The sequence below is a fragment of the Actinobacillus porcinus genome, from assembly GCF_901764995.1.
Lineage (GTDB): Bacteria > Pseudomonadota > Gammaproteobacteria > Enterobacterales > Pasteurellaceae > Exercitatus > Exercitatus porcinus.
Genome location: NZ_CABFKI010000001.1, coordinates 298,596 through 316,727, shown reverse-complemented (window position 1 = coordinate 316,727; position 18,132 = coordinate 298,596). Strand labels below are relative to the sequence as shown.

Sequence of the window (18,132 nt, the reverse complement as noted above, 5' to 3'; positions counted from 1 at the left end):
AAATGTTTAGGTTGGAAAACACCTTATGAAGTTTACTTCAAAAAATCGTTGCACTTGGTTTGACAATTCAAGACTCATTCGATATTCTTGACGAAACCCCATTTCGAGCGTATTATGCGCTCGATTTTTTTACTTGAGGACACACACTTTGGACAGTCATAGTCGATACCGACTTTCACTTTAAACTGTCGCCTGTCTTTTGACTTATCGGCGACACGTTCGCGGATAAGTTATCTCCGCCTTAATTGGTATCAAAAATACACGCAATTTTGACCGCACTTTTGCCATGGTTTGCGTAATGTTCATCTTGTTTGTTCATACTAACGGAGTATGAAACAATGATTAACGCATTTGCACTAGAAAACGCTCGTCTTACACGTTTGGACGAAGAACAAGCCGAACTCGATACCGCAATTTGGCTTGATCTCATTGAACCTACGGAAGAAGAACGTACGGAATTACAAGAAGGGTTAGGGCAAAGTCTCGCCTCGTTCTTGGAATTGGAAGACATCGAAGCATCCGCCCGTTTCTTTGAAGACGAAGACGGTTTGCACTTACACTCATTCTTTTATTGCGAAGACGAAGATGACTACGCGGATTTGGCTTCTGTGGCGTTTACCATCCGTGACGGTCGCCTATTTACCTTGCGCGATCGTGAATTACCGGCGTTTCGTTTATATCGTATGCGTTCACGCTATCAACGTTTAGAAGAATGTAATGCCTATGAAGTGTTGCTTGACTTATTTGAAACTAAAATCGAGCAATTAGCGGATGTGATTGAAACAGGCTATTCTGAGCTGGAAAAATTAAGCCGGGTTATTTTGGACGGCAAACAAGGGGAAGCCTTTAATGACGCCTTAAGCACCTTAACCGAACAAGAAGATAACAGCTCCAAAGTGCGGATGTGTTTGATGGATACGCAACGCGCCTTAAGTTTTTTAGTGCGCAAAACCCGCTTGCCCGCCAACCAGTTAGAACAGGCACGCGAAATTTTGCGAGATATTGAGTCCTTGCAACCGCACAATGAATCCTTGTTCCAAAAAGTAAACTTTTTAATGCAAGCGGCAATGGGTTATATCAACATTGAGCAGAATAAAATTATGAAATTCTTCTCGGTGGTATCGGTGATGTTCCTACCGGCAACCTTAGTGGCATCCACCTACGGTATGAACTTTGAATTTATGCCGGAACTTCATTTTAAATATGGCTACCCAATGGCAATCGGTTTGATGATCGCCGCCGCGCTGACGCCTTATATTTACTTCAAACGTAAAGGTTGGTTGTAACAATAAATAATGGCGCAAAAGGTTTCTAACAATACAACGAACCTTTTGCGCCCTTCCCTTGAATTTTTCCCGCATTACCCTTATCTTAAAACCAACTTTTTCTTATCAAGGAACAATCTAATGAGCTTTAACTCGATTCAATATCTCGCTTTCACCATTATCAATGTCTATAGCTTAATTTTGATGTTGCGTATGTGGTTGCAATATAGCAAAGCGGACTTTTATAATCCCATTTCCCAAGCGGTTGTACGCGCCACCGATCCGGCATTAAAGCCTTTACGCAAAGCCCTCAAACCGATTAAAGGTGTAGATCTTGCCGCGCTGACGTTGGTTTTTATTTTAGGTTGCGCCAAAGTTCCTGCAATGTGGTTTCTAGGTGGTGTGGGATCCTTTGAAAGCATCGTCACTAACCTGATTGAAATTGCGCTGATTGGCGTATTGAGTATTCTCAGCAATTTTGGGCAAATGATTTTATACGTCATTTTTATCGGTGCCATTTTAAGCTGGTTCCGCCGTGGAAATGATGCACTAAGCTATTTACTTTACCAACTCAGCGAACCGGTGCTTCGCCCAATTCGCCGCTTTTTACCTCAAACAGGCATGATCGATTTCTCACCAATGATCTTAGCCTTTGCCTTATTTTGGCTCAATCGCGTAATGTATGATTTATTCCCAACCCTTTGGTCTTGGGCATAAGTGCGGTGAAAATAGCGAGAGATTTTATGGCTGCCGTAGAAAAAACCCCCGAAGGCATTCGCTTACGGATATTCTTACAACCCAAAGCCAGCAAAGATGCCTTTGTTGGCTTGCATGATGATGAACTCAAAATCAGCATCACCGCACCACCCATTGATGGCGCGGCAAATGCGCATTTATTGAAATACCTTAGTAAGGCGTTTAAAGTACCTAAAAGTGCAATTATTTTAGAGAAAGGAGAACTCAATCGACATAAACAAGTGTTTATTCCAGCGCCAAAATTAGTGCCTGATGAAATACAACACTTATTATAAACTTAATTCAAACATCGCTTTTTTCGGGTTTAAACGAAACCCTTCCGATTCCAAAATCCCGCGTTGTTGCATATCTTGCTCCACCGTTAAACGTGTAGATTGCGTAAAGGCGACAAACTCTTTGGCTTTTTCAATCAATGCCTTATAAATTTCATTCTGATATTTTCCTGCTTGCACAAAAATATCTGTCAGCTGCCAATAGCGTTGTAATTGAAGAGAAGAAAGACAGGGATACAATTGAATAAAACCGACTGCTTTTTCATTTTCATCCATCACAATGAAAAAAATACTTTCACCAAAACGAATACGATTGCTTAAAAACGTTAAAGTGCGGTCAGGATTTTCTAACATTCCGTGGGCTAAACGATATTCTTCAAAAAGCGGCAAAAGGGCGGGCACATTCCATTGTTCGGCTTTGAAAATACGCATAATTCGGTTCACTTAGTTAAAATTGATTAAAAAATAACAAAACTATCCAGTAGATTGTAACCGCTAAAACTAAATTTAGCACTACTTAGATCAAAAAATAGTGAAAAAAGCCAAAATTACCCCTAATTTTTTGGTATATTAAGCGCGTCTGTTTTTTACTAAATATGGAGAAAATAAAATGGCAGCTCGTAAACCATTAGTCATGGGTAACTGGAAATTAAACGGTAGCAAAGCGTTTACTAAAGAGTTAATCGAAGGTTTAAAAGCAGAATTAGCAGGCGTTAACGGTTGTGATGTTGCAATTGCACCACCTGTTATGTATCTTGCAGAAGCAGAAGCCGCCCTTGCCGGTAGTCAAATTGCCTTAGGTTCACAAAACGTGGATGTCAATGTACAAGGTGCATTTACTGGTGATATTTCAACGGCGATGTTAAAAGATTTCGGTGCAAAATATATCATCATCGGTCACTCAGAACGCCGTACTTACCACAAAGAAAGCGATGAATTTATCGCGAAAAAATTCGGTGCGTTAAAAGAAGCCGGTTTAGTGCCTGTCTTATGTATCGGTGAATCTGAAGCGGAAAACGAAGCGGGCAAAACCGAAGAAGTTTGCGCACGTCAAATTGACGCCGTGATCAATGCATTAGGCGTTGAAGCATTTAACGGCGCGGTGATCGCGTACGAACCAATTTGGGCAATCGGTACAGGCAAATCAGCAACTCCTGCACAAGCGCAAGCCGTTCACGCATTCATCCGTGGTCATATCGCGGCAAAATCACAAGCAGTCGCGGATCAAGTCATCATCCAATACGGTGGTTCTGTGAATGATGCTAACGCAGCAGAATTATTCACACAACCGGATATCGATGGTGCATTAGTAGGCGGCGCATCATTAAAAGCCCCTGCATTTGCAGTAATTGTGAAAGCAGCGGCAGCCGCAAAAGCGTAGGTTTTGTTGGAGATCCTATATTACGTAGCAATCGCACAAAGCTGAAATGACGGTTGGTGAACTTGTCGAACCACGGTTGGTGAGCTTGTCGAACCATAAGGAATTTCAGCGACTTTGCACAAGACTTACGTTTCGACAAGCTCAACGACCGTCTTGTGCTGGTGCTACAGAATATTAAAGACATCGAAAGTGCGGTTAAAATTGACCGCACTTTTTTATTATGACGAGATGATCTTGTTGTACAAAATCCATTGATGATGACTGTAGGGGCGAAATATCTTTCGCCCCAATCCCACAATGGATTTGGGGCAAATGTGATTTGCCCCTACAAATTATCATGTACAACAGCATAACTCTGTTATTACTAACAATGATAAATTTATGTGGCGTTTAATTTATACCCTGTTAATGTACATTTTACAGCCGTTTATTTTACTGTTTATGCTATTTCGTAGCCTAAAAGCCCCGAAATATCGCTCACGGTTAAAAGAACGCTATGGCTTTTATGGCACAATGTTGGCACCAAAACCGCAGGGCGTAATGATTCACGCGGCTTCGGTTGGGGAAGTCATCGCCGCCACACCATTGATTAAAGCCATCCAAACAAAATACCCGAAACTTGCCATTACGGTCACAACCATGACCCCCACCGGTTCCGAACGGGTAAAATCTGCTTTTGGTCATCATGTCACACACGTTTTTCTGCCCTATGATTTACCCGGCGCCGTGCGTCGTTTTATTCGTTTTGTGCAACCAAAGGTTTGTATTGTGATAGAAACCGAACTTTGGGCAAACTTAATTCACGGCTTACATCAACAGCAAATCCCCTTTATTATCGCCAACGCTCGCTTATCCGAACGCTCAGCGCGCCGTTATGGCAAAGTGAAAAACTGCCTGCGCGAAATGTTGCATGAAATTGAGCTCATTGCCCCACAAGATGACTTTAGCGGTGCACGTTATCAGCAGATCGGCTACCAAGGCAAATTAAGCCTGACAGGCAATATCAAATACGATTTGCATATTAGCCATGAATTAACGCAAAAAATTAGCGAATTCAAAGCTGCGCTCGGCAATCGCCCCATTTGGATTGCCGCCAGTACGCACGCCGGCGAAGAAGAAATTATCCTAAAATCCCACCGCACTTTATTGGCAATCTACCCTGATTTACTGCTGATTTTAGTGCCGCGCCATCCTGAACATTTCAATACGGTGGCTGAACTGATTGAACAAGGCAATTTCAGCTCGATCCGCCGTTCCACAGGTATTCTGCCCGATCAGCAAACTCAAATCTTACTCGGTGATACCATGGGCGAATTGATGCTCATGTATGGCGTATCTGATGTGGCATTTGTGGGCGGAAGTCTAATCAAGCGCGGCGGACACAATCCCCTTGAACCGCTGGCGTTCAAATGCCCTGTTATTAGCGGCAAACACACCTTTAACTTCCCTGAAGTGTTTGCTAAATTAAAACAAGTGAATGGAATGATTGAAATTGACGCAAACCCAACCGCACTTTCCCAAGCTGTTCAAACTTGTTTAGATAACAAAACCTTACGCGAACAACTTGGCAATGCCGGTTTCAGCGTATTAATGGAAAACCGCGGTGCATTACAACGTTTAATGGACTTATTAACACCTTATTTAGAGAAAGCATTATGACCACAGTCATCTACCCCGGCACATTCGACCCTATTACCAACGGGCATTTAGATATTATTGAACGCAGCGCAAAATTATTCGACAACCTGATTGTTGCCGTTGCTGCCAGCCCAAGCAAAAAGCCGCTATTCGATTTGGAAGAACGCGTGCAATTAGTGGAAAAATCCTGCGCCCACTTAGCCAATGTCCGCGTCATTGGTTTTTCTGATTTACTCGCCAATGTGGTCAATAAATTAGAAATTACCGCCATTATCCGCGGAATGCGCACCACAATGGATTTTGAATATGAACTTCAACTAGCCCATTTAAACCGCACCCTTACCCAAGGCGTTGAAAGCTTATTTTTGCCCACCACCGAACAATGGTCTTACGTATCCTCCACCATTGTGCGCGAAATTTTCTTACACGGCGGCGATGTGAGCCAGTTTGTGCCACAGGCGGTGTTGGAAGGGTTAAAGAAGAAAGCTTAGAGCACCTATTTCTAAAAAATACTTTCCAACAATACAAAGAACGGCTTTCACCACCCTCTGTGTCGTAGGGACAGGGTTTATCCCTGTCCGAGAACGTAAAAACGGCGTAGGATGGATGAAAAAACAACATGGTAGGGGCGAAATATTTTTCGCCCTGATTTATCGCGAATGTTTTGGGGCGAAAGATATTTCGCCCCTACGGTTCACGTCTAATCAATTACGTCATGGTGTTGTCGGTGTCATCGCCATACATCGTAGGGGCGAAATATTTTTCGCCCTGATGTTCCTGTGATTGATTGGGGACAAAAATATTTCCCCCAAAATCCCCCACTATTCCCCAATATATCCCCAAAAAAATCCCCGGAAAAAAGAATTTTAAGGATTGCAAACGGGTTTGATATGTAAAGTTATGTAAATTTTTGCTTAGAAAGTCGCCTTATGTCCATAAGTGCGGTGAATTAGAGTGCTAATTTGTACCTGTTGATTTACTTGTTATTTTTCATGGAATAAAATATGGATAACATTTTTTTTGTGGGAAAAATTAGACGAGCAATAACATGGTGAATCAACCTGATTTTGCGCGGTGTGATGTAGTGTACTGCTATATACCAAGACCTCGCGCAATGGGTGTGAACAAAATTCTTTAGGAATACGAATAATTTTTTAAGGTAAGGCTTTTATGAACAAAATCTTTATGACAAAACGCAGACACGATGGCGAAATCGCGGTGTGTTCAGAATTAACGCGTTCAAAAGGGAAAATGAAATCATTTGTGGCGGCGGTGGCAACAGCGGCAGTGTTGGCTGTGCCTGTGGCGGAAGCAGCGGAAGTTGCAACAGTAATTGGGGTTAACGTTGTATCTGGTGGAGAAAATGTCAAAATAGAAACCAAAGACGACACCGTTGCAATAGGAGGTGCTACAGTTGGAACAGGTAGTTTAGGAACAGTAGCAATAGGATCGGGTACATATGCAAATGGTAAAAATGCTGTAGCAGTTGGGTCAGGTAACACAGCAAATGGAACACAAACAACTGTTTTTGGTTCTCAATCTAAAGCAACGATGCAACAAGCTACCGCAATCGGTAATGAGGTGGAGGCAAAAGGTTACTCATCGATTGCGATAGGTAGCGATGATACCGGGATAAAAACTATTTCTACCAATAAGAGAAATGGGGCGAATACCGAATATTCGACCTTTGTTTATGATGCCGCACAGGAAGAAATGGTTTCTAACCCTTATGTCAAAGTAGAGACTAAAAATGCAGGAACGACAGGGGCACCGGCAGCTCTCTCTTATACTGCAACATTAACCTCAGCGGATCCTAACGCGACAGGCGAGACAACGAAAACCGTGGTGTTTGCACGAGCTATTAGTGGGGTGAATTCAAGTAAAGCATTAACCACAGAGCAACAGAGTCTAATAAGACTCTTGGGATTGTCACTCACTGGAGCACCTATCAGTGCTAACGTATATGAACGATTAAAAGAGAATAAAGATGTCATTCTTATTAATGCGGATAGTAGCGATGATGAGATTCGCGCTGCAGTGGCATTTGCAAAGGGCGATCCATTAAATTATAGAGCGCGTTTATTAGCCAAATTTAAAGCAGAAGCCTTGGCAGCAAATCCGAATTTATCTGAGGCAGATCTAAACGCTGCTGCACAATCTAGCCTAGATGCGTTAGCCAGCAAAATGGGTCAGAGTAGTGTGGATGCGTATATCAACGCGTTTTATAACCCTTATCAAAAAACTACCACTGCTGGTGTAGGTGCGATTGCGCAGGGGGCAAAAGCGATTGCGATGGAGGATGGTGCGGTGGCAATCGGTACGGCAGCCTCCGCGATGTCTAAAGAGTCGTTGGCTTTAGGGGTGGCAACGGTAACCACGGGTGAACGTGCGATTGGTGTGGGGTCTTTGGCAGTTGCTTCGGGCGACCGCTCTGTTGCGATTGGTACTTACACCAACCGCCCAGACTCTACGCTAGGCGAAACCCGTTATGATGCACCACGTGCTTTAGGCGATGATGCCGTAGCAATTGGTGCGGGTGCTTATGTGGGTGTGGATGTGCTTGGCACGAAATCGGTTGCATTAGGTGCCGGTTCTATTGTTACCACAAGTTATGGCGACTTAAAAGAAAACCTCACTACAGGCGCATGGGAGGGGACATTACGCAACTATAAAAGCTACGATCCAAATAAAACCCCAGGGGTAAATGCGGATGGCGAAACCGATAAGCAATTTACGCGTGGTAACACCACAACCGGCGGTTCAACCGGTACGGTGGATAAAGCCTATGTTGGTCGTCTTATTTATCGTGACTTCGCCGGGGCGACAGCTGTGGGGGCGGTTTCTGTGGGGTATGCCGGTGCTGAAAAACGTATTCAAAACGTGGCAGCAGGGGAAATTTCACCAACCTCAACCGATGCAATCAACGGTTCACAGCTTTATATCGCAACCTATGAATTAGGCTATCAAATAGAGTCTAGCCATTTCCATACGAACGATGGCACCGGCACACAAGAAGAGGGCAACACCGTAACCAACAAAGGTAAATTAGCGGAAACCGCAGGGGCAAGAAGCAAATATGCCACAACAGCCGGTGTAGCCGCACGTGCGGTTGGCGAAGCGGCAGTAGCCGTGGGTCATAACACCCTCACCGGCTTAACGGAAAAGCAATACGCTGAAATGGTGGTTATCGATAAAGCATTAGCGAAACACAAAGAAGATCGCCAAAAAGCTCAAGATAAGTTAGAAGCCGCAAAGAAAACCATATCATTGGCGGAAAGTCGCTTGCCAATCTTACGAACAGAGTTAGCTAACTACACGCTAAGCTTGGCAGACTTGGAGCGCAAAATTAAGGAAGCGACCGGTAACCTTGACGAATTGGCGCGTTTGAATGAGCAACGCACGAAAATGGTGGCATCGAAACAGCTTGTTCAAGAACAACGCGACAAATTAGCGAAAGACCAAGCGAAAGCGACCACAGATAAACAAACTAGCGAAGCAGAGATTGCCACGCTTGATGGCAAAATTAGTGACGCCAAAACGCAATTGGCAGCTTTCTTAGCAGCGAATGCAACAAGTTTCGCTGTGGCGTTGGGTTCAAACATTGAAGCAAGCGGTGAAAAATCTGTTGCGATTGGTAAAGATGTTAAAGTCAGAGGTAACCAATCTATCGCTGTGGGCTACGGCAACGCAGTCGGTTCACAAGCGAAAAACGTAGGCGCATTTGGTAACAACAACCAAATCGGCGCAACGGCGACTTACGTAGACGGCAAACTCCAAACTGCAGACGACTTAACTAACGAAAGTGCGGTGGAAAATTCACGCGTTGTGGGTAACAACAACTACATCAACACGAACAACACTTATGTGTTGGGTAGTGGTGTGGGCGTTGAAGGCGCAGATCACTTTGGAACCGTAGAAAATTCAGTGTATTTGGGTAATGACAGCACCGTTAAAGACAGTGATGTAGCGATTACCAAAAATAATGTTGGTACAGTGAAAAACCTCACTAAAGGAAATGTTGCGGGTAGCACAAGCACAGCAGGTTCAAAAGGCACCGTTACTAATGCAGAACTATTTGGCGTAACTTATGGCGACTTTGCCGGTGCGACAGCGAAAGGTGCCGTAACTGTGGGTTCAGCCGGCGAAGAACGCCGTATAATGAACGTGGCTGCAGGCGAAATTTCCAACACTTCAACCGATGCGATCAACGGCTCACAACTTTACTATGTGGCAAAACAAGCAGCAACGCCATTCACAGTTACCGCAAACAGCAACAAAGACACTGATGCGAAAAACTTGGATAAACAATATGCTGGCGGCGACGGTAAACAAGTTCAGCTTGGCGAAACTTTAAATATCGCAGGTTCAAAAACAAGCAAAAACTTAACTCGTGATAGCAGCAATACTGCAACGGACGGCACTTACTCTGCCCAAAATATCCAAACTGTTGTAGATAACGATGGCGTACAAATCCAATTCGCAGAAAAACCTGAGTTTAAAGAAGTGACCGCTAAAGATGGTGATAACGTCAGCAAACTTTCGCCAACTAACATCACGACTACAGATGGTACCAGCACAACCACAATCGCACCGAACAGCATTACCGTGGGCGATAAAGCAGGTGATGCCGATAAACCGGTAACCATTACAAGCGGTACAAACGGCGGTACGATTAGCAATTTAGACGGCAACTTAGATGGTGCTAAAAAGGATACAAATGCACCGACAACAGAAGCGTCTAAACCAAATAATTTAGCGAACAACAACGCCGCAACCGTGGGTGATGTGTTAAATGCTGGTTGGAACTTAAAAACACAAGATCAAGCGGTTGATTTCGTGAAACCTTATGACACCGTAAATATTAAAGGTGATGGTGCGGTTAAGGTTGCAGGAGAAAATACCGATGGTGCAACTTCTACCGTAACCATTTCTGTTGAAACCACAACGCTTAAAGATGAGAAAAAAGTGGGTGACAACAATACGTTAGTAGATGGTAAAGACGGCAAAGTTGATGCTCCAGCTGAAGGCGACAAAAACAAATTGGTTACCGCAGAAAATATTGCCAATGCAATCAATAATTCTGGCTTTACGTTGAAGTCAAGTGCGGTAGAAAATCAAGGCGAAAAACTCACTGGTACACAAACCGGTGACGAAGTGATTAATCCGGGTGATGTAATCGAAATGGTTGCAGGTAAAAATATGGCCGTTAAACAAGATCAGAACGGTAAGATTACTTATGCGACTAAAGATAATGTTGAATTTAACACAGTTAAAGTTGGAACAACTGGAACTGGAACAGGAACAGACACTAAAAAAACAGTTGAGTTAAAAACTGAAAATGCAAAACCAGCAACAAATAATCCTGACACCAACAAACCAACAACGGCGCTAGATATTAAATCTACCGACGGCAAACCAACGCAAATCACAGGCGTGGGTTCAGTGTTGAATACGCAAGATATTAATGTTGACAAGGACGGTAATAAAGAGAATGGTACGCCTGCTGGCAGTGAGAAATTGGTTAATCTAAACGGTACTGAACAAGCCCCTGTAAACAAAAATGCAGCCGCAACAGTTGGCGACTTGCAAAATATGGGTTGGGTGGTTAAAGCGACTGGCAACGCATATTCTGATGTTGTGAAGAATGCAAACGAAGTTAACTTTGTTGGCACAAATTTAGCGAAAGTGACAGGTGAAACTAAAGAGGGTATTCGTACCATTACTGTTGATGTAAACGCACAAAAAACCGTTGAAGCAGCAGATACGCCTGTGGTTTATACCGATGCAGACGGCAATAAGTTGGTGAAAGGTGAAGATGGTAAGTTCTACAAACCAGCTGACCTTGAAGGTGCAACTTACGATAAAACTGCTAATAAATACACCAAAAACAATGCAGATGTTGCTCCTGCAACAACTGTGATTGCGTCAATGAATGACGGCGACAATATCGCTAACAATCCAAAACAATTGTCTAATGTAAAAGGTAATTTAGCACCGACTTACAACAAAGGTGACAACAAAATTGGCGATGGTACAAACAGCACCGTTAATGGTAAACCAACAACTGAAATTGTTGATACACCAACAAAATCAGCAACTTTAGCACCAGTTGATGCAAGCAAAGTGTACAACAATGCCGCAACTGTCGGTGATGTACTCAACGCTGGCTGGAACTTACAAGGCAATGGCGTAGCGAAAGACTTTGTGAAACCTTATGACACGGTGAACTTTGTAAACGGTACGGGTACGACTGTTGATGTGACTACCGATGAAAACGGCAAAGTGTCGAATGTTAAAGTAAATACTTTGTTAGCTCCAACTAACCTAAATGGCGATGTTTTAGTTAAAGGCAACGACAATAACTGGTACAAAGCAAGTGAGGTAACCAATGGCGTGCCGAATAATGCTGCAACCGTACAGAATGCTCCAACTTCTGTTAAAGTGGTTAATCCTGCAGATAACACCACAAGCAACCCAACTAAATTGGGTAATGTTGCTTCGTCTTTAAATATGAAGCAAGTATCAACCAATCCAACAGGTTCAACAGCTAATCCAGTTCCTTCAGAAAACAAAGAGTTGCTGAATTTAGAAGGCACAACAGATGCACCTGTTAATAAAAATGCAGCCGCAACAGTTGGCGATTTGCAAAATATGGGTTGGGTGGTTCGTGCTCAGGGTAACGGCTATTCTGATGTGGTGAAAAACGCTAATGAAGTTGAGTTTAAAGGTGAAGGTATTGAGGTAAATGGTAAAACGGATGAAAACGGTAAACGTGTCATTACCATCAAACCGTTGGCTCAAGTATTAACTACATTGGAAGCAGAATTGGTTAATAACACTGGTGGCACTGGAACAGGTGAACCATCAGGTAAGATTACTATTGCTCCAAATAACAATGCTGGTGGCTTCGCAACCGCAGGCAACGTTAAGGATATGATTAACACCGCAGGTTGGCGAGTTCAAGAAAATGGCACCACAAAAGACTTAGTCAAAGCAGGTGATAAAGTGAATTTTGTTAATGGTGCTGGTACAACCGTTTCTGTAACCACTGCTGATGGCGGCGAAAGCTCAGATGTTAAGGTTAATATTGATACAACTACTTTAACCAATACAGATGGCAAAGTTAATAATCCTGTAGAAAATGTTGAAACTTTAACTAAAGCTATTGAAGATGCGAAGAAAGAATTAGCAGAAGCCCAAACTGATGATGCACGAGCAGAGGCTAATCGAAAACTTGCAGAAGCTGAAAAGAATGCAAACGATGCTGGCTTAAATAAAGTTGTAACCGCTCAAAATGTAGCAGAGGCAATTAACAAATCAGGCTTTACACTCAAAACCAGTGCAAATGGCGGCGAGAAGATTTCGGGTGATGATGAGTTAATCAATCCGGGTGATAAAGTTGAAATGATTGCAGGTAAGAACTTAACCGTGAAACAAGAAGCGAACGGTAAAGTGACTTATGCAACGAAAGAGAATGTGAACTTTACTACAGCATCAATCGGTAAAGAGACATTTGTTAAGAAAGATGACCCTACTAAAGAAGTGGTGAAAATCGGTGACAAATATTATGAAAAAGGTGTTGTGGAGAAAGACGGAAAAGTTTATCCAGCGGATACAGATCTGACTCAGGTTAATGATGCTACTCCACAAGCATCAGAAATTGCTGCTGACAATGTGAAACTGAAAGATCCGACAGTGAACTTCGAGAGAGTGGACGGTCGTGATACAACGCATACACCAGCAGGAGAAAATGCTCAGCCGACGACAACCAATGTAGATAGTGCATTATCAGTGAAAGACAGCAACGGTAATAATTCACAAATTAACGGCATTGCGTCAGCGTTAGACACGAAAGAAGTAGCAACCAAACCGACTGGCACAACAGGAACTACAGCTACAGATAAGTTAGTTGATTTAACCGCACCGACAGACCCAGATACAAAAGCGAAATGGGAATCTTCTGCGGTTACTGTAGGCGATATTGCTAACATGGGCTGGATTGTGTCTGCAAGCGGTAATGAATATACCGACACAGTGAAAAATGCAAACAAAGTAGACTTTGTGGGCAAAGGTTTAGCGACTGTAACAGGTGAAACGAAAGACGGTGTTCGTACAATTACCGTTAATGTGGATGCACAAAAAACAGTTGAAGCGGCACAAACGCCAGTGGTTTACACCAATGAAAATGGTGAAAAACTTGTTAAGGGGGAAGATGGTAAATTCTATAAACCAGCTGACCTTGAAGGTGCAACTTACGATAAAACTGCTAATAAATACACCAAAGACAATGCAGATGTTGCTCCTGCAACAACTGTGATTGCGTCAATGAACGATGGAAACAACCGTACAACTACACCGATGGTATTATCGAATGTAGATGGCAACTTAGCACCGACTTACAACAAAGATGACGCAACAGAAACCAATGGTAAGTTAGGCGACACAACAGCTGACGCACCAACGAAATCACAAACTGCACCAACAGCAGATGATGTGAAGAAAATGTACAACAATGCAGCGACAGTGGGCGATGTATTGAATGCAGGTTGGAACTTACAAGGCAACGGCGAAGCGAAAGATTTTGTGAAACCGTATGACACAGTGAACTTTGCAGATGGTGCAGGTACGAAAGTGGATGTAAGTACAGATGCGGACGGAAAAGTATCAACTGTTAAAGTGAATGTGGATACCGTAGGTTTAACCAATAACGCAAACGGCGGCGTGGAAAATCCGACAAAAGCGGCACAAGAAGCGTTAGCGGCAGCGCAAAAAGCGTTAGACGAAGCGAACGCCGGCACAGACGAAGCAGCGAAAGAAGCAGCGACGAAAAATGTACAAGCGGCTCAAAAAGCGTTGGATAAAGCAAATAACCAAATTGCGACAGCGCAAGACGTGGCAAATGCGATTAACAACAGTGGCTGGAATGTGATTGCCGAAGCCAACGGCGGCGTGGTAAGTGGCTCAAATAAAGAGTTAGTGAAACCAAGCGAAACCGTGAGCTTAAAAGCAGGTAAAAACATTGAGATTGCGCAAGATGGTCAAAACTTCACGTTCAGAACTTCGGCGACCCCTGAATTTAACAGCGTAACCGTTGGAGAACCGGCGTACCAAAAAGCAGACGGCACACCGGTGAACAAAGTGGGCGACAAATACTACACAGCAGACGGTCAAGAAGTTGCAGCAGGCGATGTTGTGAAAGCGACTAAACCGGCAGTGAATATGACAGCGGAGGCGGCGAAACCGGCAACTAATAACAGTAACAACCAACCAAGCACGGCATTAAATATCACGTCGGCAGACGGCAAACCAACGCAAATTACCGGCGTCGGTTCGAGCTTGAACACGAAAGCAGTTCCGACTTCACCGACAGGCAGCGGCGGCACGACAGAAAATATCGACTTGGTTGATTTAGTCGGCACAAATACTGCACCGATTAACAAAAATGCCGCAGCAACGGTAGGCGACTTAGCCAATATGGGCTGGATTGTGTCAGCAACGGGCAACGGCTATAAAGACGCAGTGAAAAATGCGAACCAAGTGGACTTTGTCGGCACAGGTTTAGCAACGGTGAAAGGTGAAACCAAAGATGGCATTCGTACAATCACAGTAGATGTGAACGCTCAAAATACGGTTGAAAGCGCACAAAATCCGGTGGTGTATACCGATGCGAATGGTAACAAGGTTACGAAAGCAGACGATGGTAACTTCTATCCGGCGGACAGTGTGGTGATTGACGGTAAACGTTATCCGAAAGGTTCTGTGAAACAAGCGGACGGCAGCATTGTTGATGCAAACGGACAAGCGGTCGCAGAAGTTCAACCGATTGCAAAAGGCGACATTATTGCGTCAATGAACAACGGTGATAACGCAACCAAACCGACTACGCTTAGCAACGTGGGCAGCAACTTAACGCCAACCACTTCAGGCGATACGTTGATTAACAAAGACGGCACAACGACCGCAGGTCAAACACCGACTAAAGCAGAGAAAGCCCCAACTAACGCAGCGAAAATCAACAACAATGCAGCGACAGTAGGCGATGTATTGAATGCAGGCTGGAACTTACAAGGCAACGGAAGTGCGGTTGATTTTGTGAAACCTTATGACACCGTGAACTTTGTAGATGGTGCAGGTACGAAAGTTGAAGTAACAACAGACGGACAAGTATCAAATGTGAAGGTGAATGTGGATACTGGTAAGGTAACGACAGTGACCAAAGAAGATCCAACCTCAACGGCAGATGCTCCGAAACCTGCTATTAATACCGGTAAGGTTGCTGGACCGATTGAAACAGCCTTAAAAGCAGCGAATAAGACTGATGATCAGATCAAAGAGATCACAGACAAACTCGCTGCCTTGAATGCTGCGAAAGAGGCATTAGCGAACAATAAGGATGATGCGAAGAAAGCTGAGTTAGAAGCTGCAGTTACAGCAAAAACAAACGAATTAACGACCGCACTTGGTGGTGAAAATTCACCGGTTAAGGTTGAAGATTTAGCGAAGTTGGAAAATAAAGTTGCAACAGCTCAGGATATTGCGAATGCGATTAATAACACAGGCTTTACCTTAAAAACATCAGCTACGACTGGTGGTGAGAAAGATACAGCAAGCACAGGGGAAGAGTTAATCAACCCGGGTGAAACTGTTGAAATGGTGGCAGGTAAAAACTTAACCGTGAAACAAGAAGCGAACGGTAAAGTGACTTACGCAACAAAAGATGACGTGAACTTTAACAGTGTTGAAGTAGGTAAAGCAGAACCGACTTATAAAGATAAAGACGGTAATGAGTTAGTAAAAGTTGGCGACAACTTCTATAAGAAAGGCGCGTATGATAATGCACCTGAAAAAGCTGATGGTACTAAGAACCTAGATAACGTACCAACAGCAACAGTAGACAGAGAAAAATCAGATACTGTACCTGTTAAATTAACATCAGACAAAGGTGTAGGTACAAGTCATACTGATATTGCTGGTGACAAATCTGATAAAGATGCACCAAGTGCGTTAAATGTGAAAGACAGCTTAGGCGAGAACTCACAAATCAACGGCATTGCGTCAGCGTTAGACACGAAAGAAGTGGCAACGAAACCATTGACAGTAGATGCAGACGGCAACCCTGTTGCGAATAAACAAACAGGTAAAGATACTTTGGTTGATTTAAGCAACGTTAATAAGCCTTTAGCTGATACTGCAACACCAGAAGAAAAAGCCGCAGCTGAGAAATTGGCAAGCAGTGCTTTAACGGTGAAAGATGCGGCTAATATGGGCTGGATTGTTTCTGCAAGCGGTAACGAATACGTTGATACAGTGAAAAATGCGAATAAAGTAGATTTCAAAGGTGAAAACGGTATTTCTGTAACCGGTAAAACAACAGCAGACGGCGTTCGTGAGATTACCGTTTCTCTTGAAAAAGGTGAGGTAATTGGTGCTAACGAAGGTACTGTTAAGATTGACGGTAAAGACACTGATGTGGTTAAAGTTGGGGACGAATACTTCAAGAAAGAAGATATTGATCCGACAACAGGTAAACCGAAAGAGGGTACAACCGCACTTGGCAATGACGTTGTGGGTAACAATGGTGAGAACGTTGTCAATAACGGTAACAAGTTAGTTGATGGTCATACCGTTGCGAAAGCGATCCAAGAATCCGGCTTCACTGTGGGTAAAGAAACCGATACATCAGGTGTTGATTTCAATAACTCAGATGAGAAAGTGAACCCGAACGATGAGCTTCGTTTTGCAGACGGTAAAGGCACAACAGTTAGCACAGGTACGGTGAAAACCATCGATCCAAACGGTGAAGTTTCAACGAAAACTGTCGTGAAAGTAGATGTTGATACTGGCGTGATCACGAACAATGCAAATGGTTCGCTAAAAGGCATTGTGTCTGCGGCTGATGCTAAGAAATTAAATGATGATCTAGCAAAAGCTCAAGATGCTTTAGCTGCGATTGAAAAATTGGGTGAAAATGCTCCACAAAATGTGAAAGATGCGGCGAAAGCAGCTGTTTACGATGCTGAGAAAGCAATCGAGAAAGCTGGCTTGAATAAAGTTGCAACGGTACAAAATGTGGCCGATGCGATCAATCAATCCGGTTGGAATGCAGCGGTTGCTAATGTCGGTTCCGGTGTGTCTGTGGATAAAGGTGGCGATGCCTTAGTTAATCCGGGCGATACTGTCACCATGACAGCCGGCAACAATATGCAGATCACTAAAGATGGCTTGAATTACACTATCGAAACGCAGAAAGATGTGGCTTTCAATAGTGTAACGGCGGATACCGTTAATATCGGTCCTGCCACCTTAACTGGTCGTGTTGCCCATAATCCAGATGGCAGTACGACAAACGAGTTAAGTGTCGGTAGCCCAAGTTCACCAACACGTATCACGAACGTGGCACCGGGTGTGAACGATACGGACGCGGTTAATGTGAGCCAATTAAAAGGCGTACAAAATAACATTAACCAACGTTTTGGGGATGTGTACCAAAAAATGGACCGTGAGCATAAAGATCTTCGTGCGGGTATCGCCGGTGCAGCCGCACTTGCAGGTATTCCGGAAGTACACGTAGCAGGTCGTTCGATGATTGCTGCTGCGGCAAGTGCGTATAAGAGCGAGAACGCTGTCGCGGTGGGTTATTCACGTCTCTCTGATAACAGCAAAATTAAATTGAAGTTAACAGGTAGCGCGAACTCTCGTGGCGATGTCATGGGTACAGTGGGTGTAGGTTATATGTGGTAACCTACCTTATGAAACAGGGTAAGTCATTACCCTGTTGAATGAGTTCCGTGAACATTCCGCAATGATCCAAACGGAACGT

The 18,132-nt window shown here is 43.7% G+C and carries 8 protein-coding genes; 7 read left to right on the top strand and 1 reads right to left on the bottom strand.

Features of this window, described 5'->3' with window-relative positions; translation table 11 throughout:
- Positions 1–338 precede the first annotated feature (338 nt).
- The 3 genes from corA (at position 339) to yggU (ending at position 2,296) form a co-directional block, all read left to right on the top strand.
- The gene (gene corA, locus E7T07_RS01400) at positions 339–1,286 is read left to right on the top strand and encodes a magnesium/cobalt transporter CorA (RefSeq protein ID WP_135709144.1); all 948 of its coding nucleotides are present in this window, start codon (positions 339–341) and stop codon (positions 1,284–1,286) included.
- A 120-nt stretch (positions 1,287–1,406) separates the two neighbouring features.
- Positions 1,407–1,982 (top strand): YggT family protein, encoded by a 576-nt coding sequence (locus E7T07_RS01395; protein ID WP_135709143.1) that lies wholly within the window; start codon positions 1,407–1,409, stop codon positions 1,980–1,982.
- A gap of 26 nt (positions 1,983–2,008) precedes the next feature.
- A complete protein-coding gene (yggU, locus tag E7T07_RS01390; protein ID WP_135709142.1) occupies positions 2,009–2,296 on the top strand; it encodes a DUF167 family protein YggU in 288 nt (95 codons plus the stop codon).
- Here the strand turns inward: yggU and E7T07_RS01385 are convergent.
- Positions 2,291–2,725, bottom strand: a complete 435-nt coding sequence (locus tag E7T07_RS01385) for a GNAT family N-acetyltransferase (RefSeq protein WP_135709141.1) — start codon at positions 2,723–2,725, stop codon at positions 2,291–2,293. The two genes, yggU and E7T07_RS01385, sit on opposite strands and share 6 nt — an antisense overlap.
- A 178-nt stretch (positions 2,726–2,903) precedes the next feature.
- Here E7T07_RS01385 and tpiA point away from each other — a divergent pair, with 178 nt between their 5' ends.
- The 4 genes from tpiA to E7T07_RS01365 all read left to right on the top strand — a co-directional run bounded on the left by tpiA (position 2,904) and on the right by E7T07_RS01365 (position 18,053).
- Complete coding sequence (gene tpiA, locus E7T07_RS01380) at positions 2,904–3,674, top strand: triose-phosphate isomerase (protein ID WP_135709140.1); 771 nt, start codon at positions 2,904–2,906, stop codon at positions 3,672–3,674.
- 381 nt (positions 3,675–4,055) lie between these two features.
- Positions 4,056–5,333, top strand: coding sequence for a lipid IV(A) 3-deoxy-D-manno-octulosonic acid transferase (gene waaA / locus E7T07_RS01375; RefSeq protein ID WP_135709139.1), 1,278 nt, complete (start codon positions 4,056–4,058; stop codon positions 5,331–5,333).
- Positions 5,330–5,803: a pantetheine-phosphate adenylyltransferase gene (coaD, locus tag E7T07_RS01370; protein ID WP_135709138.1), complete on the top strand. Its 474-nt coding sequence runs from the start codon at positions 5,330–5,332 to the stop codon at positions 5,801–5,803. The genes waaA and coaD overlap by 4 nt, the downstream gene beginning before the upstream one ends.
- A 679-nt stretch (positions 5,804–6,482) precedes the next feature.
- Positions 6,483–18,053 carry a YadA-like family protein gene (locus E7T07_RS01365; RefSeq protein WP_135709137.1) on the top strand — a complete coding sequence of 3,857 codons (11,571 nt, stop codon included), beginning with the start codon at positions 6,483–6,485 and terminating at the stop codon, positions 18,051–18,053.
- Positions 18,054–18,132 lie beyond the last annotated feature (79 nt).